Raw genomic sequence first — 20,574 nt, forward strand, 5'->3', positions numbered from 1 at the left:
GCGCCAGCCAGCTACTCCGCCCGTCCGCGCGCTTCGCTATTGGCCTCGATCAACTGGATCAACACCGAGGCGAACAGCGAGTTGGCGCTCCAGATGGCGGTCTCGCTCCCGTCCTCGTCGACGACGCTGAGCAGAATCGTCTGGTCGTCGACGATCAGGATCCGCCCCGACCGATCGTCGGCCTGGCGATGTTCAGGGGACTCGAACACCGCGATGCCCTCGAGCCGTTCGAACCGCGACCGAACTTCGGGCGCGGCGCTCACGGCTGTCACCTCGAGTCTGTCTGCAGCACAGTTCTCGAGCAGTTGCTCGATCTCGTCGGTGACGAGCGGCGGGAGTCGGGCACCGAAGATGATGCGCGCTTCGGCGCGCGAGCAAAGGTCGACCACGCGGTCGTCGATGCGTGCTCGGCCGCGAACCGTCCAGATGTCTTCCTGTTCTTCCTCGCCCCCGGGTTCTTCCCGGACGCGCTCGACGTAGTCGAAGGCGCGCTCCTGTTCTGACTCGAAGCGCGAGCGGAGGATCGAGCGCGCTTCCTCGAGGTTCACCGGTCGATACCGGATGGGACTGGACTGTTGCATCTCGAGGAGTCCGCGGTCGGCGAGGCTCTCGGCCACGCTGTAGACCTGCGATCGAGGGACGTCGGCGACGCTCGCGACGTCTCGAGCGGTGCCCGAGCCGAGTTGCTGGAGCGCGATGAACACCCGGGCTTCGTAGCTCGTGAGTCCGAGTCGTTCGAAGGACTCGATGGCATCGTTCTCGGTCGGCGCGCTCATTCGTCGTCGCCTCCGGTGATCGCGTCACTGGCCTCGCGGCCCCCATCGCTGGCCGGCGTCGGCCGATCGGTCGACCAGTCGGCGCTCGACAGGTCGGGGCCGAGGTAGCGCGTCCAGAGCACCAGGAGCGTCGGGAGGACGATGACGCTCGCGAGGAACGCGTAGATGATCGTCAGCCCGGTGATGATCCCGAACTGGCGCAGGACCGGCAGGATGGCGAACGCGAGGACGCCGAACCCGCCGACGGTCGTCGCGGCGCTGCCCAGCAGGGCGCCGCCGGTGCCGGTCACGGTGGTTTCCATGGCCGTCCAGACGTTCCCGTGGCGCTCGAGTTCGAGCATGTACCGGGAGCTGACGTGGATGCTGTAGGCAATGCCGAGCCCGATGGTGAGGCTGGTGATCATCCCCGTGAGGACGTTGAACGACATCCCCAGCAGGTACATCGAGCCGAGGATCCAGCTCACGGCGAGTGCGACCGGTAGCAGTGTCACGACGCCCAGTGTCGCGCCCTTCCCCGTCAGCCAGTACGCGACCGAGAGGAAGACCACGACTGCGACGAGCGTGATCAGCAGGCTCTCCAGGACGGTCTGCATCAGGTCGTTCTCGACGACGTGGTTGACGACCGGGTCGCCAGTGGCGGTCGCTTCCCAGCGTGAGTCGGTGCCGCCGTCGTCGATGTCGTCGGCGATGGCCCGCATCTCCGCGGTGACGTCCGCGAGGTCGGCGTTCCCCTGGACCGCGATAGACAACTGGACCGCCTCGTACTCACCGTCGTCGGTCCGGTAGACGTACTGGGAAGCCGATGGTTCGACCTCGAGCAGGTGGTCGTAGACGCCCTCGAGGTTCTCGGTCGGCACTGAATCGGGCCCCCCGCCGGCGGCGGTGAACGTCTCGTTGAACGACTCGTTCTCGGCGGCCACGTCGCGCATGGTCGACAGCGGCCCGGAGACGTCGGCCTCGCCGTTCGGCAGGACGTAGACGACGTCCTCGTTTGCGGCGGCGGCCGATTCGGCTGCGTCCAGGCGTTCGAGCGTCTCCGGATCAGTCACGTCGCCCTCTACGAGAACCTGGGCGCGGACGTCCTGGCGCTGGAAGTGGTCGTTGACGTAGTCCAGGTTGGACTTGGCGGTGTACTCGCCGGGACTCAACGGCCCCAGATTCTCGGTCCAGGCGGGCGGACTCTCCGCGAGGAAGTCCTCCTCGCTGAAGGAGGTGTCGACCTGGCTCGCGCCGTAGACCCCGCCTGCGGTAAACAGGAGTGCCACGACGAGGATCACGAGGGGCGCTTTACGCGCGGCCGTGGATCCGAGGGTGAGTGCATCACTGAACCGGCCGTTCCCCGTTCCGAACGCCCGTTTTCGCCGGTCGAATCCGCGGGACTCGAGCAGGCCGTCGAGTTCGACTTTTGCGGCCGGGATAAGGACGCCGAAGATCGCCAGCGCCGCGACGATGCCGAACGAACTGACGATGCCGAAGTCGCGGATGGGTGCGATGGGGCTGATGAGGTTCGAGAGGAACCCGATGACGGTCGTCGCGGTCACCCAGACGAGGGCGACGCCGACGCCGGCGAGCGCGACGCGCATCGATCCGCGGACGTCGTCGGTCGTTCCCGCCTCCTCGCGTTGCTCGCGGTGTCGCATGAAGACGTGAATGGCGTAGTCGATCGACAGCCCGATCAAGAGGACCGGAACGGCGACGAACATCTGGTTGAACGCGATGTCGGCCCAGCCCATGAAGCCGAACGTCCAGACCAGCACCAGCAGGATGCCGAGGACGCCCAGCGTGATGTCGATCAGGTCGCGGTAGGCGATGGCGAGCGCCGCGACGACGAACAGCAGTGCCAACGGACCGACGATAGCCAGGCTGTCGCCCATCGATCGATCGATCTCGTCCGTGATGACGCCCGCACCGAAGATGAGGTACTCATCTCCGCCGTCGTCCTCGCTCGCGAGCGTCTGCATGTCGAGCTGGGCGTCGAGCGCGGGTCCACCGCCACCGCCCATCTCGGCCATGCCGCCACCCTCGGAGTTCTGGGTGACGAACAGCATTCGCGCCTCGGCGGACGTCTCGCCCGGCTCGTAATCCGCGGGCATGAACGAGAGCGCGGCGGTGTCCTCGCCGTCGTCGGACAGGACGTCTGCGATGAGCTCCTCGTACTCTTCGTCGTCGAGCCCCTCGAGGGCCTCGATCTGGTCCTCGAGTGAGGGCTGGTCGGCGGTCCGGAGGGCCTCCTGGTCCGCCTGGAGCGCCTCGCTATCTTCCTCGAGTTGAGCCCAGTCTTCCTCCAGGGCCTCGCTGTCCTCCTCGAGTTGCTCGAACTCGTCGGCGAGCACGCCGGCGGTGCCCTGCTCGAACAGTTCCACGCGTTGCTCGGCGAGTTCGGCGGACTGGGTCTCGTACTCGTCGTCGCTCACGTTGCCCGCTTCGTACTGACGCTCGAGCTGAGTCTCCTCGTTGACCACCTTGCGGAGGTCGCTCACGGTCGCCTCGAAGGTCGCCGTCTGTTCTGCGTCGAGGTCCGCCGTCGTGGTCGCGACCGTCTCCTCGAGTCGACTCTCGAGGGCGGCCGACTCCTCCTGGTAGGTCGACTCGTCGATCTCGCCCGCCTCGTAGGAGGCGTTGAGGGCGGCGTACTCGCGCTCGAGGCCGACGACGGTCACCAGCGACTCGTTGAGCCCTTCGACCGTCTCGTTGAGCTGTTGACTTCGTTGCTCGAGTTCAGCGGTCGTCTCGTTGAGCCGTTCGGTTCGATTCTCGAGTTCGGCGCCGCGTTCCTGGAGGTCGGCGGCTTCCTGGCCCCGAATGTGGGTGATCGCGGCGATGTTCTCGACGCCGGTGATGGCGTTTTCGTCGGCGAGGGTCGCGTTGATCGACTCGTTCTCGCGAAGGGACTGCTGGAAGCGAAGCGAGTCGACCAGCGACTCCTGGGAGAGGACGTTCTCGCCATTGCCACGGACGATCACCTGCACGGTCGTCATGTTCTCGGCGCCCTCGACGGTGAAGTTCTCGGCGATGTACTCGGACGCTTTGACTTCCGGCGACTCGCTCTCGAACTGCCCGAGCGAGGAGTCGTCGTCGACCATCGGTGCGCCGGCGCCCACCACGAGCGTGAGCACGAGCATGACCGCGAGCGCCGCCTTGCTGTGGCTCGTGATCGTTCCGGCGAGGCGATCGGCGAGACTCATCTCGGGCCTCCACTTTCGTCTCGAACTGCTGGGGATACCATTCTGTTGTTACGATCCTACTAAATCAGTGCATAAATATCCGTTGTTATGATTATACTAACAGAATCAGTGGCTGACAGGCCGCTGGTGGACGGGTGATTCACACGACGACCGCTGCTCACTCCTGATCGTCGTCTCGAGTCGGTCGAGACCACAGCGACGTCCTCCAGGGGACGTCCGCGAGCGACGGAACGCGATAGGGTTCCGGAGCTAGATACCGCGTCCAGGTTGCGAGTAGCGTCGGCAGGACGAGGATGCTCGCGAGGAAGGCATACCCGATCGTCAGCGCTGTCACCAGCCCGAACTGCCGAAGCAACGGAACGAGGGCGACGACGAGGACGCCGAAGCCACAGCCGGTCGTCGCCACGCTCCCGGCCAGCGCACCGCCGGTCGTCGACAGCGTCCGCTCGAGGGCGTCCCACGCGGTTACGCCGGCCTCGAGTGCCTCGAGTTCGCGCGTGTACCGGGTCGTGACGTGGACGCTGTAGTCGATCCCGAGGCCAATCGTTAAGCTCGCCACCATTCCGGTCAGGACGTTGAACGGGAGGCCGAGGAGGGCCATCGTCCCCAGCGTGGCGCCGAGTGCGACGAGGACGGGAATCGCGGCCACGGCGCCCAACGTCGCTCCGCGCCCGGTCAGTCGGTAGCCGACTGCAAGCAGGGCGACGATTGCCCCGAGTGCGACCGCGAGCGCGCCGACGACGCTCTCGAAGAGGGTTCGCTCGAGTGCGTAGGTGTTGAGCGGCCCGCCAGTCGCGACGGCGTCGCCGGAGTCGCCATCGCCCTCGAGCACCGCGGCGACCGCCCGCATTTCCGCGGCCGTCTCGTCGCTCTCGGCGCTGGTCTGCACCCCGACGAGCAGTCGAATCGCCTCGTACTCGCCGGACTCGCTGCGGTAGACGAGATCGCTCGCCGAGTCGGGGTTGTACTCGAAGAGGCCGTCGTAGAGCCCCAGATGGTTCTGGTTGGGTACGCGGTTTCCGGTCCGGTCGGCCAGCGAGAACGTCGCATTGAAGGATTCGCTCTCGTCGGCCGTCGCCCGCATCACCGACAGGGGCGAACGAACGTCGGGTTTGCCGTCCGGGAGTACGTACACCACTTCGCTCGCCTCTGCACGCGCCGTCGCGTCCTCGACTCGCTGGAGGGTGCCACCCGCCGTGACGTCGCCACGCAACAGGATCTGCACCTGTCCGCCCTCGCGCTGGTAGCGCTCCTCGAGCACGTCGAGCGACGACTGCATCCGGTATTCGCCGGGGGCGAGCGGGCCGAGGTTACCTGTCCACGACGGAGAGTCGCCCGCCAGGAACGAGCGTTCGTCGAACGTGGTGTCGACGTGGGTCGCCCCGTAGGCGCCGCCGGCGGTCACCAGGAGGGCACAGACGAGGACGACGAGCGGCGCTTTCCGGGCGGCGATCGCGCCGACGGCGAGCGTTCCGGCGACGCGGTCGCTCCCGCCGATCGCCCGTCGACGACGGTCGAAGCCTCGCGCCTCGAGGGCGGCGTCGAGTTCGACCTTCGCGGCCGGAACCGCGGCCCCGAAGACGACGAGTGCGGAGACGATACCGAAGGCGCTCACGGCCCCGAACTCCCTGATGGGGTCGATCGGACTGACGACGTTGGCGAGGAAGCCGATGGCCGTCGTCGTGGTGACCAGCACGAACGCCGTTGAGAGCCCTGCGAGCGCGCCGGCCATCGACGTTCGAACGTCGTCTCCACCCTCGCGTTCCTCGCGGTGGCGCATCACGACGTGGATCGCGTAGTCGATCGAGAGCCCAATCAGCAGGACGGGCACGGCCACGAACACCTGCGTGAACGCGACGCCAGCCCACCCGGCCATCCCGAGCGTCCAGACGAGCACCGCCGCCGTGCCCGCGACGCCCAGCGCGATGTCGAGAACGTCGCGGTAGGCGATGGCGAGCGCCACGATCACGAAGAGCAGCGCGAGCGGGCCGACGATCACCAGGCTGTCGCTCACCGCACGGTCTACTTCGTCAGCTACCAGCCCCATCCCAAAGACCAGATTCTCCTCGCCGCGCTCGAGCACGCGCTCCTCGAGGGCAAGTTGGCTCTCGACGACGCCGGGACCGATTTCGCCGGGCGGTCCCGACCCGCGGTCGAGCGACTGGGTCACGAGCAACAGTCGCTCGTCGGATTCCAGAGATCCCGGTTCGTACGACGACGGGAGGAGGCGAAGCGCCGCCGCACTTCCCGGGCCGTCCTCGGCCAGCACCAGGGTGATCGCCCGGTCGAACCGGTCGTCGTCGGCGCGTTCGAGGGCCGAAATCTGCTCCTCGAGCGGCGGGCGGTCGAGGCGCTCGATTGCGTCGCGTTCGTCCTCGAGTTCCTTCGCTTCCTGCTGGAGGGACTGGTGTTCGTCGCCGAACAACCAGCGCGAGCCGTCGACGACGGTCTGCTCGCGGTCGTCTACGAGCACCTCCATTCGAGCCTCGTACTCCCGGTCCGTGACGGTGCCCGCGGCTCGCTGGCGCTCCAGATCGGCCATCTCGGTCTCTATTGCCCGAACGGTCGCGGCCGCCCGCTCGAACTGCGCAGTTCGTTCGCTCTCGAGGTCGGCGGTCGCGTTCGAAACCGTCGCGTCCAGATCGGCCTCGATGGCGGTTGACCGTCGGTCGTACTCTTCGTCGCTGACCTCGCCGGCCGCGTAGGAGTCGTTCAGGACCTCGTAGTCGGCCTGGAGCGAGCCCACCCGCTCGAGGGCGGCGTCGAGGTCGTCGATCCGTTCCTCGATGTCGCTCACCCGGGTTTCGAGGTCGTCGGATCGATTCTCGAGTTCGTCCGCCTGTTCCAGCCGGATGATCGCCGTAGCAACGACGTTCTCGACGCCGATCGTCGAGTCGTTCTCGACCAGCGTCGGTCCGATCGTCTCGTCCTGGCGGAGCGACTGCTGGAACCGGAGGCCCTCGAGCAGCGACTCGCGCTCGAGGGCGTTCTCGTCGGTGACGACGACGTGAACGGCCGTCGTGTTCTCGTCTCGTTCCTCGAAGTGGCGATCGGCGTATGCGAGCGCCTCGCTCTCGGGCGTGTCGGTCCGGAACTGCTCGAGGGTAGTGTCCGTCTCGAGAGCGGGAATCCCCGCGCCGAAGCACAGCGTCGCGAGGAGACAGCCGACCAGCACGAGACGCGCGTGGGTCGCGATCGCCTCGACCAGTCGGGAGCGTCGCCTCACGCGACCACCTGCCGACCGTGCGACCCGTCTCCCTGCATTCGATGAGCCGTTGACAGGCCGCGAGTATATAACTTGATGACGGCGCGTCTCGAGACGACGCTGGTTCGATCGGGCCCAAGACGGCTACTCGACCGAAACCGTCTGGAGGTCCTCGGCGAATCGCACGTCGCCGTCGTAGTGGCGAGCGATCGACTCGCGCATCTCCGTGTGACGGCCGTCGGTGTGGGGGTAGAGGTGGCTCAGGTAGACGCGACCGATTTCGTGACCCTCGAGGACCTGCCCGAGTTCGCTCGGCGTGGGATGGTTCGAGACGTCGACGTCGTCGGGGAACGAACAGTCGTGGATCAGGATCGCCGAGCCGTCGGCGAAGTTCGCCAGCCCCGCGAACGCCTCCGTGTCGCCGCTGAAGGTGACGTAATCGCCGAAGCGGTAGGCCAGACACGGCAGCGAGTGACGCGTCTCGTAGGCCTCGACGTCGAAGTCAGCCACCGTGAACGAGCCCGGAACGACCTCTCTGATCCGCAACTTGAGTCTGTCCTGCATGTACTCGTGGACCTCGAGCAAGCCGTCGACGAGCGCCTTCGTTCCCTGCGGGCCGACCACCTCGAGGTGCTCTTCGCCGGCGAGCCACCGCGCCTTCATCAATGGAAGCAGGTCGGAGACGTGATCCAGGTGGTGGTGGGTCAGGAGGACGCTCGAGACCGCCTCGAAGCCGACGCCAGACTGCTGGAGGCGCTGGAGGACGCCGGCGCCGCAGTCGACGAGGACGGTCCGTCCCGCGTCCTGGACGAGCAACCCGGTCTGGAAGCGTTCACCGGTCGGGATCGCGCTGCCGGTGCCGAGAAACGTGACGCGCATACTCGTAGATGTGGCCGGATCACGGATATATGTTCGCTGACGGCTCGAGACCGTGCCGTCGTTCGGTCGATCTGGTGAAACGATGTGCGCCGACCGTCCTATCAAAAGTGATAGGTGAAACCATCAATTTATATAATGTGATTTACGTATCGGGTAACGTACAAATGAGTCCCGGGGAGTCCAACCCGCCGGATCCGGCGTTAGCGGTCAGGGAAGCGTCAGCGACCGCCGGGCGTCGTTCGGGTGACTCTCCACCGTCGCTTCCGCCCGACGACCGGTATCACATCTTACAGACGCGTCGTCGGCGCGATACGCTCCGGTACCTCCGTCGGCGCGACGAACCCGTCGACGTCCGGGAGCTCGCCGAGTGGGTCGCTGCACGCGAACAGGAGACGACGCCGGAGAGACTGACCTCCCGCCAGCGCCAGCGGGTCTACATCTCGCTCTACCAGACGCACCTGCCCAAACTCGACGAGTACGGGGTCGTGCGCTATCACAAGGACCGCGGGGCCGTCACCCCGCTGGCGCTCGTCGAACACTTCGACGAGTACCTCACCACGTCCGAGGCCGGGGGCGGAGTCGAGGACGAGGACGAGGACGGAATCGCTCGAGCGTGGTGGCGACCGTACCTCACCCTCTCCGGTCTCGGCGTCGCCCTGGTCGGTCTGGCGGCGGGCGGCGTTCTCCCGTTCCCCGCGCTTGCCGCCGCTGGTTTCGTCGTCTCCTCGTTCGCAATGCTGTCGATTTTCCACGCACTGGTGGCAACGGGATGGATGAACGGACTCGACCTCGAGGCGATACAAACCAGAATCAGTCGGTGACGGCGGTAGTATGATCGGTCGCCGACCCTAATCGCGCTGCAACGTGGGCGACTCGGCTTCGTTGAACCCCTCGAGCGGTGATCGGTTTCAGTATGACTGCTGAATACAGAGCGCGAATGTTGCACTGCATATTGGAGGCTTTTAACGAAGCTATCGACGGCAAATGCAGACACTACGGCTACTACGTTGGCGTATCAGGCCTTTGCTCCTGCTACACCGCCGCCGATTGCCGCGCCGCAGTGCCCACACGCAATCAGGTAGAATCGTTTTGACGCTGCGAAAAACCCAGTAGTAGCGTCCATTTCTACGAACTCGACATCCTCCTTCTCCGAGAGCGTTACTTCACAGTCAGGGCAGTGTACCATGCTCTATCTCATTTTGATAAGAAATAATAAGTTTTGTCCACAATTCTTCCGTTTGAACTCTACGGACATGCTGACTACGTCCTCTAAATCGGTCACGCCACTCCTGACAGGAACTGAGTAGTTCGAACAACCCGTGCTGAACTCAGAGCGCGAATACAGCATGAGAGCTTTCCTCAAGGTGATGGACAGTGCCATCGCTCAGTACAGATGAGGTAGCGAGCACTGTCGTATTCGGTTGTACTCTACCAGCACTGATTTTATAGTCAAACATCTCTAATGTTTGTGCAAGATTTATGATTTACTGGCACGAGCACCGAATCATCACAGACTCAGAAGAGTGGTATTTGTGAGCTACGTCCTGTGGGCCCTGCTAGCGATGGTCTGCTATTCGTTTGCCTTTCTGTTCATGAAAATAGCACTGCAGGGACTGCCAGCGTTCACCGTCATGCCGATCGCAGTCATCACACTGGCTGTCGGAGCGACGACCGTGGCAGCGCTGTTTGGCGACTGGTCGGTTCAGTCTCTGACGAGTCGGTCTGTCCCGTTCGCACTTGCGGCTGGGCTCTGTCTTACCGGTGCTATGGTTGGGTATTTCCGCGCACTCTCGACCGGCCCCGTGAGCATCGTCGTTCCGGTTTTTGGGATGTTCCTCGTCGGTGGGGCATTCCTCGGCATCATCATTTTGGGAGAAGCAGTTACAGCGAAGAAGGCGCTCGGCATCGCCTTCGGTGGCGTCGCAGTCATCCTGATTGCTACGTAATTTCTCTTCAACGAACACTCATGCTGAATCGTCGGGCAAGAACCAAACGATAGGCAGGACTATTGACCGGTTGATTCAACAGAGGATGCCCGCAACAGACAAAGTCAGTTTGCTGTATCCACTCTCTATATTCAGCACGCGATTCCTATCAACTACGAAGGGATTCAACAGAGCTGGCGACTCAGTAGATGAGTTCGTCGTCGTTCTCGACCATGTACAGCGTCCGGGCGGCGATGTTGACCGCGTGGTCGCCCACCCGTTCCAGGTCTCGAATCGTCAACAGGAGGCGAGAGACGTCCTGGAGGAGGGTCTCGACCTCGTCTGGTGCGTCGAGTTCCCGCTCGATGAGATCGCGGACGACAATCTCGCTCGCCCGTTCGGCGAAGTGGTCGAGGTCGTCGTCTCGCACCGCGAGTTCACGGCAGGCGTCGACGTCCTCCTCGTCGTAGGCCTGCATCGCGTCGTCGATCATCTCTAGGGTGAGTTCGCCCATCGCCTGTACGTCGACGTCGGGAAAGAGATCCTGTTCCGCGTCGATGGTGTACTCCCCGAGGTTGACCGCCAGGTCGCCGATCCGCTCGAGGTCGGTGATAACCTTGAACGACGAGGCGATGAACCGCAGATCGCTGGCGACTGGCTGCTGGAGTGCCAGGAGGTCGATACACTGTTGCTCGAGGTCGAGGTACATCCGGTTGATCTCGCCGTCGCCGGTGATGACCTCGTTGGCGAGGTCCTCGTCCTTTTGCTCGAGTGCGTCGAGGCCCATCCGGAGGCGTTCCATGACGACTTCGCCCATGTAACAGATGTCCGATCGGAGTTCCAGAAGCTGTTCCTGGTAGGAGGTTCTGGCCATGCAAGAATCACCACGGCGGGCGTCCAAATACCTTACGTACGTGTGGGTCGCCGCCGCGTCGTCGGTCCGTCCTCCGAGCGCGTCGATCACGCCCGACCGGACCCTCGTTTGCTACGGCAGAAACGATTATACACCCTATATGTGATCGTTGTACTGACGGAAAATCGCCGCTACGGCCCGTTTTATCGGTTTCAGGCTCGAAGCGTGTCAATCACAGTGTATCGACGTATAGTGACCCCATAGTTCCGTGAACGATGGGGGCCGTTGATAGTGGGATCCGTGGTCTGTCGACGTACCGACCCGCCTCGACCAATGAGCGTCACAGATACCGAACACACTAGCGACGAATCGACGCAGAGTACACTGGTCAGCGACCTCCCACCGAGTGCCAAGCTGGTTTACAAGGTACTCGAGTACGAGGGCGCGATGACCCAGGAAGAGATTGCGACGGAGTCTCGGCTGTGCGCGCGGACCGTCCGCTACGCGCTCACGAAACTCGAGAACGTCGACTGTATCGACAGCCGCCCGTCACTTCGCGACGCGCGCCGGTCGATCTACACGGTCGACGGCGAGTTGTAACGGCCGATTCGGCCGTTCGCTCCGGTTCGGGGGTGGCCCACCCCGTCGACCCTGTCACAGCATCGCACCACCATACCGGGCCACCCATTCTTCGATCGCTCGTCTGGTGAGCGGTCGGTTTGTCTCTCGAGTAGTGTCCCGCCGGCATGTCCATTGTGTAGTGACCTGCCGGTCCACCCCTCGAGTAGTGGCTCGCTTGTATGCACTTCGCGCGTCGACCGCTTCCTCACGCGCCGACCGCCTCATCGCGAGCGACCGCTCCCGTCTCACTTTCGCTTCCGATACCTGTCGATCAACACGTCGAGTCCGAACGCCCCAGACGTGACCGTATAGTGGGTCTCGAGACGCGGGTTGAACTTCGCCTTGTAGCGGTTGATGCTCGGCACTCCCGCTCCGACCAGGTCGTAGCGCTCGAGGCCGGTCTCGAGACCGTCGCGCATGACCTGCCAGTCGAGCAGATCGTTGACCGGTAAGTCGACGTCCGCGTCCGGTTTCACCCCTCCCTGCCAGCGATACCGCGTCGAGTCCGACTCGAGCACCAGGATGCCGCCCTGGAAGTCACCGTTCACGCGACAGACGTAGGGCCGGACCGACCCCCGGGGGAGTTCTTCGTATAGCGATCGAACGAACCCAGCGGATAGGTGAAACGACTGCCCCTGGCTCGCGTAGCGCGACCGGACCTGCTCGACGATTCGGTCGATGTCGTCGATGGACCCCTCCTCGATCACGTACACGCCCTCGAAGTCGTCGGCGCTTCGCACGTTGGATCTGGCGTCGCCGCTGAATGTATCGAGCAAGTGGTCGAGGTCGTCCCCGAGGTCGACGACGTAGGTGTACTTCGGCTCGACCTCGTAGCCGTTCCAGACGAAGGGGCGAACGTCGCCGATGCGAACCGACTCGAACTTGGCGTACATCGGCGAGAGGTTTGCCTCGACCCACGCGAGGCTCTCCTCCAGGAACGCCTTCGTTCGCCGGTCCATCTTGCGCCGTTTCAGCTTCTCGAGGTTGCACGTGACCGGTCCGAGGTAGCAGGCCCATGAGTACGGCGCCGGCGAGAACGCGCCCGTAACCGGCCCCTTCCTGAACTCGAATACGGGAAAGAGACCGACGACCTCCTGCCCCTTGAACCCGACTAGCGGGTGGACCGTCGTGTTCGTGTCCTCCGCCTGCAGCGCGAGCGATTCGGCCCGGTAGAGCGGGTGCGTCCGGTCTGCGCGCTCGACGTACCGGTTCCACTCGTCGGCATCCTCGCGGACGTCCAATCGCTCGATTTCGATGCCCATGGTCAGAGGTACCCCAGGTCCGTCAGTCGGTCCTCGACGACTGCGTCCTCGGTGGCCGTGATTGCGTCCGGTTCGTAGCTCGGGTACTCGGCGCGCTCGCTCGCCTCGACCACCGGGAGCGCCTCGCCGTCCATCGCCGCGTCGACGTTCACGTCGAAGAACGAGCAGATGGTCGGAGCGACGTCGAAGATCGTTGCACCCGAGAGCGAGGCGTCCTCGTCAAAACCCGTCCCGGCCGCGGCGATCACGCCCGTTCGCTTGTGGTTCCACGACTCCCAGGGCTCGGCGAAGTGTTCGCCCTCGAGTCCCTCGACGACCGCGTTATCGAAGCCTGCCGGGACCGTCACGATGTCGGGCGCTCGTTCGAGTTCGGGACCGTCGAAGACCGCCTCTCGCGGCTCGACGGCCTCGAACATCACCTCGCCGTCGGGCGTCTCGACGGCACGGAGGTCCTCGATGAGGGCCTGCCGATAGGCGTCGTACTCCCCGGTCGACACCTGCCCGTTGGGCTCTCGTCCCTCGAGGTTGATCCTGACGCCGAGTTCGCTTTTCGAGCGGAGGTACGCCTTCGAGTTCGGGAAGTCGACCTGCTCGCTCGCCGACCGGATCACGTCGTTCGGCACCCGCTTACCCACGGCCTCTTTCAGTCCGACACGGTCGAGCACGTCGGCGACGCGCTGGGTCGTAATCCCAGCCCGGGCCGCCAGGTTCGTCGCTCGCTCGAGGGCGCTTCGGTCGTGGGCACCCGCCGACTCGCCCTCGAGCAGGTCGTTCTGCCAGGCTCGCGACCAGGTGGGCATCCCATCGCCGCCTTGCTTTGCGACCACGTCGCCCCGATCGCGGAGGAACTCGTTGATGCGAAACTCCCAGCCCTCGACCCGGCCCATACCGTGGTCGCTGACGACGAGGACGTTGTCCGGCTCGAACTCGAGGATGATCCGGGCGAGCTGGTCGTCGACGGCCCGATAGACCGCCTCGATGGCTCGCTTCTCGCCCGGGCGCTCGTGAAACACGGAGTCGGTCTGCTGGAACTGGAGGAAGGCGAACGCGGGTTCGAATCGCTCGAGGAGGTACCGAAAGGCCCGGCCCCGTCCCGCTATCGTCCGCTCGTAGCTCTCGATCGACGTCGCGGGTTCGGGGCCGCTTCGGGGATAGACCCGGTACTCGCCACACTCGGCTTCGATTTCTTCAAGGATCCCTCCCGGATGACACGGCGGATCCTCCGGCGCGGTCATTCCCGGAATCAGCGCGCCATCGAACTCCCGCGTTGGGTGGGTCACGGGCACGTTGACGACGACGCTCGAGAGGCCGTGGTCGCTCAGCAGTTCCCAGACCGGCCGGGCGCGGACGTGCGAGGCGTTGACGACGTCCCAGTCGTAGCCGTCAAACCGGAGGAAGTCGTAGACGCCGTGTTTGCCCGGGTTCTGTCCCGTGTAGAGGCTGGGCCAGGCACTCGCCGTCCACGGCGGCAGTTGTGACTCGAGCGGGCCGCAGGCACCGACCTCGAACAGGCGACGAAGCGTCGGCGTCGTTCCCGCCTCGAACAGTGGCTCGAGCACCGGAAAACAGCCCGCGTCGAGCCCCACGACGAGCAGTTGTGGTCCGTCGTCATCCATAGTCGAGTGTTGGTCGTCGGCACCATTGTTATGCAACTGTATTGACCGTGTACGTCGAGACTTCCCCTGGTCGGCGGACGATACAGCTGGGTTCTGGGAGGCTGTAAGCCGACGTTGAACGACCGAATCGATCCGTATCGTCCGCATCACTAAGCCGGTGGCTGTCCATGGTTTCACCGATGATGGCAGGGCGGGTGGCTTCGCCAATGGTGGCAGGACGGAAATCGATCGACGGCAAGCGGGCATGGACGAAGCAATGATCGGGGGAACGCCGTCGGTACTCGCGTCGATACGCGACGGCGGACGCCCTCTCCTCGAGCAGGCGTTCATCGCGCCGACTCGATTCCGAGCCACGGGTGCGCTCGCGGACGACACCCCTCTGGCGTCTCACCCGAATCGCCCGACCGTCGCCGCCTACCTCGAGGGACGTGCCGACGAAATGGCGTACTACGGCTCGAGCAAGGCGGCGCTCCGCGACGGCCTCGCGACGCTCCTGGCGTTGGACGAAGGAGCGGCCACGAACGTCCTCCTCCCCGCGTACCTGCCCGACGCCGTCGTCGAACCGATTCGCGAACTCGACCTCGAACCCCGGCACTACGCCATCACCGAGTCGCTCGCGCCAAACCGGCGGGACCTGGAGTCCCGCATCGACGACCGGACGCTCGCCGTCGTCTCCGTGAACTACTTCGGGTTCCCCCAACGGGGGTTCGACGTAATCGAATCGCTGGTCGACGAGTACGACTGCTCCCACGTCGAGGACAACGCACACGGCCCGCTCAGCCTCGAGCGTGGTCGATTGCTCGGAACGCGAGGCGACGTCGGCGTGACCAGCCTGTGGAAACTGCTGGCGATCCCGAACGGGGCGGCACTCTACCTCTCGGATCCGGACGTTTCGGCGCGATTCGAGCCGTCCACCCTGGCCGGCGTCGACGGTCGCGTTCGACGGTCGGACCTCGCGTTCGTCTGTAAATCGCTCGCGACCAACGCCTTCGCTCGACGTCCGTCACTCGAGGACGCTGCCACCAGGGTCTCGAGGACCAATCGTGGCGGCGAGGAGATTCCCGATTCGAATCGTCGATACGAGGCGTCGAAGCGGCGTCTGTCGCGGCTCTCTGCGTCGGTACTCGCGGGAACGGACCCCTACGAGATCCGCTCGCGTCGACGGGAGAACTACCGCGCCTGGTCCGCGTTGTTCGCGAACCGTCCCGACGTCGACCCCCTCTTCGAGACGCCCCCGCCGGGGGTCTGCCCCCAGGTCTTCCCCGTCCGAACCGATCGACCCGAACGGCTCCGTCGCCTGCTCGAGTCCCACGGTGTCCGCGGCGTGCACACCTGGCCGCGGCTCTCGCGGTCGGTGCTCGAGAATCCCGCCTACGAGACGGCCCACCGGCTCTCCGAGACGGTCGTCCTCCTGCCGGTTCACCAGCACATCGATCCGGACTCGATTCGTGCGGTAGAACGGGCTATCGAGCGCCGCCTCGAGCCCAGGTGACGAGCGTTCGATTCTCGCCTCACGACGCGCCAGGACGGATGTCCTGGTAGCCGCGCTACATCATTTACTATATAATTTGTAGCATTGGCTTCGGGCTCGAGGTGCGAAATTCTCCTGAAAAGCGCCTCAAGTCGCGAACGATCGTCCGACACAGTCAATACCGTCTCGCTCGTGGCCACTCGTAGTGAGTCGATTTCAGACGCTCGTCGTGGACCCCTTCCTCGTGATGAATGCGATCGGGCTGGTCGCGTTCGCCCTGGTCGGATCCGCCAAAGCGATTCGGGCGGAGTTCGACCTCTTCGGCGTCACCGTCGTCGGCCTCGTGACCGCGTTCGCCGGCGGTGCGACGCGCGACGTGCTGGTCGGCCGCGTCCCGCTCGCCCTGCAGAACGTGGGGGAGGTCGCTCTCGGACTCCTCGGCGTCTGTCTGGCGGTCGTCCTCTACGCCTGGCTCGAGGCACCCGACGACCGACCGATCACGCTGTACGCCGACGCTATTGGCCTCGCGGCGTTCGCCACGGCGGGAGCGATCGTCGCCATCGAAATCGGTTTGCCGGCGTTCGGCGTCGTCGCCATCGCCACGATCAACGCCGTGGGCGGCGGCGCGTTCGCCGACCTGTTGCTGGATCGGTCCCCGTTCATCCTCTTCGAGGACTTCTACGCCAGTTGCGCCGTCCTCGGCGGGAGCGCCTACTGGCTCTTCACGGCGCTCGCCGCCGACGCGACCCTGGCGGCTGCGGCCTGTGCGACCGTCACCGTCGGGACCCGGGTGCTCGCCCTCTCGCGGGGCTGGACCGTGCCAACGGCCCAGCGACTCGAGGCCGTCACCGGCGAGTAGGTCTCTCCTCGAACTCGAGACTGTCGCCGGTGAGTAGGGACTTTGTCCTCCCGAGAGCCTCGACGCGTACCTCGAGTCCCAGTATCTGCTCGCTAGCTGCTCTGACACCACCGATAACGACAGCGCTGGCGCCGCCGCTCACCGGCTCGAACTCGCGGAAAACACGATCGAAACGCGGCCTTACACCAGGCTCTCGAAGTCCTCGAGCGCGTAGCTGGGCTCTGCACCGCGGCGGTCGAGGGTTTCGTTGGCCAGCAGCCAGTAGACGACCGACAGCGCCTTGCGCCCCTTGTTGTTCGTCGGGACGACGAGGTCGACGTTGCTCGTCTGGTTGTTCGAGTCACACATCGCGATGACCGGAATGCCCACCGTGATGGCCTCCTTGACGGCCTGGGCGTCACCGATGGGGTCGGTGACGACCACGACATCTGGCTCGATGTAGCCGTCGTACTTGGGGTTGGTCAGCGTCCCCGGGATGAACCGCCCGGTGCGGGCGCGTGCACCCACGGCCTCGGCGAACTTCTCGGCGGGGAAGCGACCGTACTGGCGACTCGAGGTCACCAGAATCTGTTCGGGCGCGTAGTTCGCGAGGAAGTCCGCGGCCGTGCGGATGCGGCCGTCGGTCTTCGAGACGTCCAGCACGTAGAGGCCGTCGGTCCGGACGCGGTGGATGAACCGCTCCATGTCCTGGGTCTTCTGCTGGGTCCCGATGTGGACCCCGGCGCCGAGGTAGTCCTCGACAGGGATGAGGAGGTCGGCCTCCTCGTCGCTCATGACGTCGTCGTCGAGCGTGGGTCCGGCTGGCTCCTCTTCTTCCTGTTCGTCCGCGGCCGCCGCATCGCCGGCCTCGGCGTTCTGTTCGTCTACTGGCTCGACGTCCTCGTCGGCGGATTCGGCGGCGGGGCCGGCCCCTTCGGCTGGCTCCTCGTCGATCTCCGCCTCGGCGGCGTCGAGTCCGTCCTGTTGTGCGTTGTCCTCAGTCATGTCGCATCGTCTGCAATTCGGATGAGTTCGTTGAGTTTGGCGGTTCGCTCGCCGCCGACGGCGCCCGTCTTGATGAACGGGACGTCCGTCGCCACGGCGAGGTGTGCGATGGTCGTGTCCTCGGTCTCGCCCGAGCGGTGGGAGACGATCGACTCGTAGCCGTTCGCGCGGGCGAGTTCGATCGCGTCGAAGGCGTCGGTGAGCGTCCCGATCTGGTTGGGTTTGATCAGGATGCTGTTTGCCGCACCCTGTTCGATCCCCTCGGCCAGTCGCTCGGTGTTGGTGACGAACAGGTCGTCACCACAGACGAGCGTCCGGTCACCCACCTTCTCGGTGAGTTTCGCGAAGCCCTCGTAGTCGTTCTCGTCGAGGGGGTCCTCGACGTAGACCAGGTCGTACTCTTCGACGAGGTCGGCGACGTAGGCGATCTGTTCGTCGGTGTCTCGAGTCGTGTTGCTGTACTCGTAGACGCCGGCGTCGTCGTCGTACATCTCGGCAGCGGCGACGTCCAGGCCGAACCGGATCTCGAAGCCGACCTCGTCCTCGATGGTCGATACCGCTTCATCGACGATGTCGAAGGCCTCGGCGTCGTCGATAGACGGTGCCCACGCGCCCTCGTCGCCCTTGCCGGCGGCGACGTCGCGCTCGTGGAGCAGTTCCGAGACCTCGGCGTGGACCGCCGCGTTCGCGAAGACGGCCTCGGCGACGCTCGGGGCGCCGACCGGTGCCGAGAGGAACTCCTGGATGTCCGTCGCGTCGGCGGCGTGTTCGCCACCGCCGACGACGTTTCCGAGCGGAACCGGGAAGTTGTCGCCGCGGAAGGTACCGCCCAGATGCTGAAACAGCGGCGCACCGAGTACGTCGGCGCCTGCCTTGGCGGCGGCCATCGAGATGGCGACCGCGCTGTTGGCGCCGATTTCCGAGAAGTCGTCGGTACCGTCGGCCGCCCGAAGGATGCCGTCGACCTCGCGCTGGTTGCCGGCGAAGGCCTCACCGACGAGACGCGGGACGGCGGTTTCGCGGGCGGCGGCGATGGCCTCGCCGGCCGGCCGCTCGATCGCTTCGTACTCGCCGGTGCTGGCTCCCGAGGGGGCCGCGGCGCGGCCGAATCCGCCACTCTCGGTGAGGACGTCGGCCTCGACCGTCGGGTTCCCTCGCGAGTCCAGCACTTCCCGGAGTCGAACGTCGGTGATGCGCGTCATTTCCCTCCTCGATGGACGGTGAAGGGCAACACGCCCTCGTCGTACTCCTCGGCCGCGATCAGGATCGGTTCGGACTGATCCGTGTCGATCAACACTGGTGCCCCGTAGGACACCTGCAGCGCTCGAGCGCCGAGGATGCGCGCTTTCTCGTATCGGTTGTGGCGTTGTTGCATCATTGGTAGGGTGAGACGACGTCGACGAGGTCGGTGTGACTGACGAGCATGCGTCGGCAACAGAAGCGGTCGACGCCGAGATCGTCGAGGACCTCCTGTGGGTCCTCGCCGCCCTCGTTCGCTCGCTCGTCGAACGCTTCCCAGTGTTCGCCGACGACGTTACCGCACGTGAAACACCGGACCGGTACCATCATATCTTGATCACCTCAGCGGTAGGACTTCTGGTAGCGGGCCCGTGCGCCGGGGCCGCCCCACTTCTTGGGTTCGGACTGTCGAACGTCGTTGACCAGCAGCGAGCGGTCGAACTCCATGTACGCGTCGCGGAGTTCGGCGTCGTTGGCGTGCTGGACGATGCCGCGCGCGATGGCGGTGCGGACGGCGTTGGCCTGTCCGCTGACGCCGCCACCCTCGACGTGGACTTCAACGTCGATCCCGTCGCGGAGGTCGTCGCCCGCGATGCGGAACGGCTCGAGCATCTTCAGTCGGGACATCTCGGGTTCGACCAGCTCGACCGGCTGGGAGTTGATTCGGACGCGACCCTCACCCTCGCGCACCGTGGCGCGGGCGACGGCCGTCTTCTTCTTTCCACTCGTGTTCGTTACCATGTGACGTTAGCACCTAACTGTTCGGAGACTTCGTGCAGGTGGACGAAGCGGATGTTCGAGAGTCGGTCCAGCGACGTGCCCTCCAGGACCTCGGCCTCGTAGTCATCGTCGCCCTCGTAGGGGTTGCCGACGTAGACGCGGACGTTCGAGAGCGCCTCGCGGCCGCGGGGCTTCTTCGCGGGAAGCATGCCGCGAACGGCGCGCTTCAGGATGGCGTCCGGACGACGCGGGTAGTACGGCCCGTTGTCGGAGCCGAGTTGCTGGCGCGTCCGGTAGGTTTCGAACACGTCGTTCTTGTCGCCGGTGATCACGGCGTCTTCGGCGTTGACGATGGCGACGCGCTCGCCGTCGAGGGCGCGCTGGGCGACCTCGCTGGCCACGCGGCCGAGGATGCAGTCGCGGGCGTCGACGACGACGTCGGCGTCGTATTCGGCGACGCTCATCAGGCGATCACCCGGACGTTCGACCCGTCGGGGTTCTCCTCGAGCAGCTGCTCGAGCGAGACCGACTGGCCGACCTGTTCGATCTTCGTCTCGGCCGACGACGAGAAGTCGACGGCGGCGACGGTAACGTTCTTTTGCAGTGCGCCGGACCCCAGCACCTTGCCGGGGACGACGACGGTCTCTTCCTCGCGTGCGTACCGCTCGATCCGCCCTAGGTTGACTTCCGCGTGGTTGCGGCGGGGCTTCTCGAGACGGTCCGCGATGTCTCGCCAGACGGCCGCGTCCCGCTGTCGGGACGTCGACTTCAACTCGGCGATGAGATCGGTGAGTCGCGGATTGGTCTTTGTACTCATTGATTTCCTCCAGATTCGGTCTGCGTCGCGATTGCAGGTGCAGTCGAAGTCGCAGCCGCAATCGCGGTCGTAGTCGCAATCGTAGTCGTAGTCGTCGAGACGCCGACGAACGCTCGAGACTCGGCCGAAACCGTTCCTCGAGCGGTCGGCGTCCGATTTCGA

General features: G+C 65.1%; 19 protein-coding genes. 5 read left to right on the top strand and 14 right to left on the bottom strand.

What is annotated here, in order from left to right:
• Nucleotides 1–11: 11 nt before the first annotated feature.
• The 4 genes from NGM29_RS08395 to NGM29_RS08410 form a co-directional block, all read right to left on the bottom strand.
• On the bottom strand, nt 12–776 hold the full coding sequence (locus tag NGM29_RS08395; RefSeq protein WP_254160121.1) for a TrmB family transcriptional regulator: 765 nt from the start codon (nt 774–776) through the stop codon (nt 12–14).
• Complete coding sequence (locus NGM29_RS08400; protein WP_254160123.1) at nt 773–3,961, bottom strand: MMPL family transporter; 3,189 nt, start codon at nt 3,959–3,961, stop codon at nt 773–775. The genes NGM29_RS08395 and NGM29_RS08400 overlap by 4 nt, the downstream gene beginning before the upstream one ends.
• 157 nt (nt 3,962–4,118) lie before the next feature.
• Nucleotides 4,119–7,187, bottom strand: a complete 3,069-nt coding sequence (locus NGM29_RS08405) for an efflux RND transporter permease subunit (protein ID WP_254160125.1) — start codon at nt 7,185–7,187, stop codon at nt 4,119–4,121.
• A gap of 123 nt (nt 7,188–7,310) precedes the next feature.
• A complete protein-coding gene (locus tag NGM29_RS08410) occupies nt 7,311–8,045 on the bottom strand; it encodes an MBL fold metallo-hydrolase (protein ID WP_254160126.1) in 735 nt (244 codons plus the stop codon).
• A gap of 164 nt (nt 8,046–8,209) precedes the next feature.
• On the opposite strand from NGM29_RS08410, the gene NGM29_RS08415 reads away from it, so the two are divergent.
• A complete protein-coding gene (locus tag NGM29_RS08415) occupies nt 8,210–8,866 on the top strand; it encodes a DUF7344 domain-containing protein (RefSeq protein WP_254160127.1) in 657 nt (218 codons plus the stop codon).
• A gap of 711 nt (nt 8,867–9,577) precedes the next feature.
• On the top strand, nt 9,578–9,991 hold the full coding sequence (locus tag NGM29_RS08420; protein ID WP_254160128.1) for an EamA family transporter: 414 nt from the start codon (nt 9,578–9,580) through the stop codon (nt 9,989–9,991).
• Between the two features lie 181 nt (nt 9,992–10,172).
• Here NGM29_RS08420 and phoU read toward each other — a convergent pair whose 3' ends face one another.
• Nucleotides 10,173–10,844 carry a phosphate signaling complex protein PhoU gene (gene phoU / locus NGM29_RS08425; protein WP_254160129.1) on the bottom strand — a complete coding sequence of 224 codons (672 nt, stop codon included), beginning with the start codon at nt 10,842–10,844 and terminating at the stop codon, nt 10,173–10,175.
• A 312-nt stretch (nt 10,845–11,156) separates the two neighbouring features.
• On the opposite strand from phoU, the gene NGM29_RS08430 reads away from it, so the two are divergent.
• A complete protein-coding gene (locus NGM29_RS08430; protein WP_254160130.1) occupies nt 11,157–11,423 on the top strand; it encodes a MarR family transcriptional regulator in 267 nt (88 codons plus the stop codon).
• 266 nt (nt 11,424–11,689) lie between these two features.
• Here NGM29_RS08430 and NGM29_RS08435 read toward each other — a convergent pair whose 3' ends face one another.
• A complete protein-coding gene (locus NGM29_RS08435; RefSeq protein ID WP_254160131.1) occupies nt 11,690–12,706 on the bottom strand; it encodes a GNAT family N-acetyltransferase in 1,017 nt (338 codons plus the stop codon).
• 2 nt (nt 12,707–12,708) lie between these two features.
• A complete protein-coding gene (locus tag NGM29_RS08440; protein WP_254160132.1) occupies nt 12,709–14,322 on the bottom strand; it encodes an alkaline phosphatase family protein in 1,614 nt (537 codons plus the stop codon).
• A gap of 244 nt (nt 14,323–14,566) precedes the next feature.
• On the opposite strand from NGM29_RS08440, the gene NGM29_RS08445 reads away from it, so the two are divergent.
• Both NGM29_RS08445 and NGM29_RS08450 read left to right on the top strand, forming a co-directional pair.
• Nucleotides 14,567–15,814 (top strand): DegT/DnrJ/EryC1/StrS family aminotransferase, encoded by a 1,248-nt coding sequence (locus NGM29_RS08445; RefSeq protein ID WP_254160133.1) that lies wholly within the window; start codon nt 14,567–14,569, stop codon nt 15,812–15,814.
• A gap of 226 nt (nt 15,815–16,040) precedes the next feature.
• On the top strand, nt 16,041–16,652 hold the full coding sequence (locus NGM29_RS08450; protein ID WP_254160512.1) for a trimeric intracellular cation channel family protein: 612 nt from the start codon (nt 16,041–16,043) through the stop codon (nt 16,650–16,652).
• A 180-nt stretch (nt 16,653–16,832) separates the two neighbouring features.
• Here the strand turns inward: NGM29_RS08450 and rpsB are convergent, their stop codons facing one another.
• The 7 genes from rpsB to NGM29_RS08485 are packed head-to-tail and all read right to left on the bottom strand — an operon-like array spanning nt 16,833 to nt 20,427.
• Nucleotides 16,833–17,636, bottom strand: coding sequence for a 30S ribosomal protein S2 (gene rpsB / locus NGM29_RS08455; protein ID WP_254160134.1), 804 nt, complete (start codon nt 17,634–17,636; stop codon nt 16,833–16,835).
• Nucleotides 17,633–18,838: a phosphopyruvate hydratase gene (eno, locus tag NGM29_RS08460; RefSeq protein WP_254160135.1), complete on the bottom strand. Its 1,206-nt coding sequence runs from the start codon at nt 18,836–18,838 to the stop codon at nt 17,633–17,635. The genes rpsB and eno overlap by 4 nt, the downstream gene beginning before the upstream one ends.
• Nucleotides 18,835–19,014 carry a DNA-directed RNA polymerase subunit K gene (locus NGM29_RS08465; protein ID WP_254160137.1) on the bottom strand — a complete coding sequence of 60 codons (180 nt, stop codon included), beginning with the start codon at nt 19,012–19,014 and terminating at the stop codon, nt 18,835–18,837. Before NGM29_RS08465 ends, eno begins: the two co-directional genes overlap by 4 nt.
• Nucleotides 19,011–19,205, bottom strand: a complete 195-nt coding sequence (locus NGM29_RS08470; protein WP_254160139.1) for a DNA-directed RNA polymerase subunit N — start codon at nt 19,203–19,205, stop codon at nt 19,011–19,013. Before NGM29_RS08470 ends, NGM29_RS08465 begins: the two co-directional genes overlap by 4 nt.
• Before the next feature lie 12 nt (nt 19,206–19,217).
• A complete protein-coding gene (locus NGM29_RS08475; RefSeq protein WP_254160141.1) occupies nt 19,218–19,616 on the bottom strand; it encodes a 30S ribosomal protein S9 in 399 nt (132 codons plus the stop codon).
• The gene (locus tag NGM29_RS08480) at nt 19,610–20,059 is read right to left on the bottom strand and encodes a 50S ribosomal protein L13 (protein ID WP_254160143.1); all 450 of its coding nucleotides are present in this window, start codon (nt 20,057–20,059) and stop codon (nt 19,610–19,612) included. Before NGM29_RS08480 ends, NGM29_RS08475 begins: the two co-directional genes overlap by 7 nt.
• Nucleotides 20,059–20,427 carry a 50S ribosomal protein L18e gene (locus NGM29_RS08485; protein ID WP_343233696.1) on the bottom strand — a complete coding sequence of 123 codons (369 nt, stop codon included), beginning with the start codon at nt 20,425–20,427 and terminating at the stop codon, nt 20,059–20,061. Before NGM29_RS08485 ends, NGM29_RS08480 begins: the two co-directional genes overlap by 1 nt.
• Between the last annotated feature and the right edge of the window lie 147 nt (nt 20,428–20,574).

It is taken from the genome of Natronosalvus rutilus (assembly GCF_024204665.1).
Lineage (GTDB): Archaea > Halobacteriota > Halobacteria > Halobacteriales > Natrialbaceae > Natronosalvus > Natronosalvus rutilus.

Excerpts from the sequence above, each read along its gene's own strand:
- rpsB (WP_254160134.1), bottom strand. The coding sequence starts at position 17,636 with ATGACTGAGGACAACGCACAACAGGACGGACTCGACGCCGCCGAGGCG.
- NGM29_RS08410 (WP_254160126.1), bottom strand. The coding sequence starts at position 8,045 with ATGCGCGTCACGTTTCTCGGCACCGGCAGCGCGATCCCGACCGGTGAA.
- eno (WP_254160135.1), bottom strand. The coding sequence starts at position 18,838 with ATGACGCGCATCACCGACGTTCGACTCCGGGAAGTGCTGGACTCGCGA.
- NGM29_RS08415 (WP_254160127.1), top strand. The coding sequence starts at position 8,210 with ATGAGTCCCGGGGAGTCCAACCCGCCGGATCCGGCGTTAGCGGTCAGG.
- NGM29_RS08480 (WP_254160143.1), bottom strand. The coding sequence starts at position 20,059 with ATGAGCGTCGCCGAATACGACGCCGACGTCGTCGTCGACGCCCGCGAC.
- NGM29_RS08435 (WP_254160131.1), bottom strand. The coding sequence starts at position 12,706 with ATGGGCATCGAAATCGAGCGATTGGACGTCCGCGAGGATGCCGACGAG.
- NGM29_RS08470 (WP_254160139.1), bottom strand. The coding sequence starts at position 19,205 with ATGATGGTACCGGTCCGGTGTTTCACGTGCGGTAACGTCGTCGGCGAA.
- NGM29_RS08400 (WP_254160123.1), bottom strand. The coding sequence starts at position 3,961 with ATGAGTCTCGCCGATCGCCTCGCCGGAACGATCACGAGCCACAGCAAG.
- NGM29_RS08450 (WP_254160512.1), top strand. The coding sequence starts at position 16,041 with ATGAATGCGATCGGGCTGGTCGCGTTCGCCCTGGTCGGATCCGCCAAA.
- NGM29_RS08395 (WP_254160121.1), bottom strand. The coding sequence starts at position 776 with ATGAGCGCGCCGACCGAGAACGATGCCATCGAGTCCTTCGAACGACTC.
- NGM29_RS08475 (WP_254160141.1), bottom strand. The coding sequence starts at position 19,616 with ATGGTAACGAACACGAGTGGAAAGAAGAAGACGGCCGTCGCCCGCGCC.
- NGM29_RS08465 (WP_254160137.1), bottom strand. The coding sequence starts at position 19,014 with ATGATGCAACAACGCCACAACCGATACGAGAAAGCGCGCATCCTCGGC.
- NGM29_RS08440 (WP_254160132.1), bottom strand. The coding sequence starts at position 14,322 with ATGGATGACGACGGACCACAACTGCTCGTCGTGGGGCTCGACGCGGGC.
- phoU (WP_254160129.1), bottom strand. The coding sequence starts at position 10,844 with ATGGCCAGAACCTCCTACCAGGAACAGCTTCTGGAACTCCGATCGGAC.
- NGM29_RS08430 (WP_254160130.1), top strand. The coding sequence starts at position 11,157 with ATGAGCGTCACAGATACCGAACACACTAGCGACGAATCGACGCAGAGT.
- NGM29_RS08445 (WP_254160133.1), top strand. The coding sequence starts at position 14,567 with ATGGACGAAGCAATGATCGGGGGAACGCCGTCGGTACTCGCGTCGATA.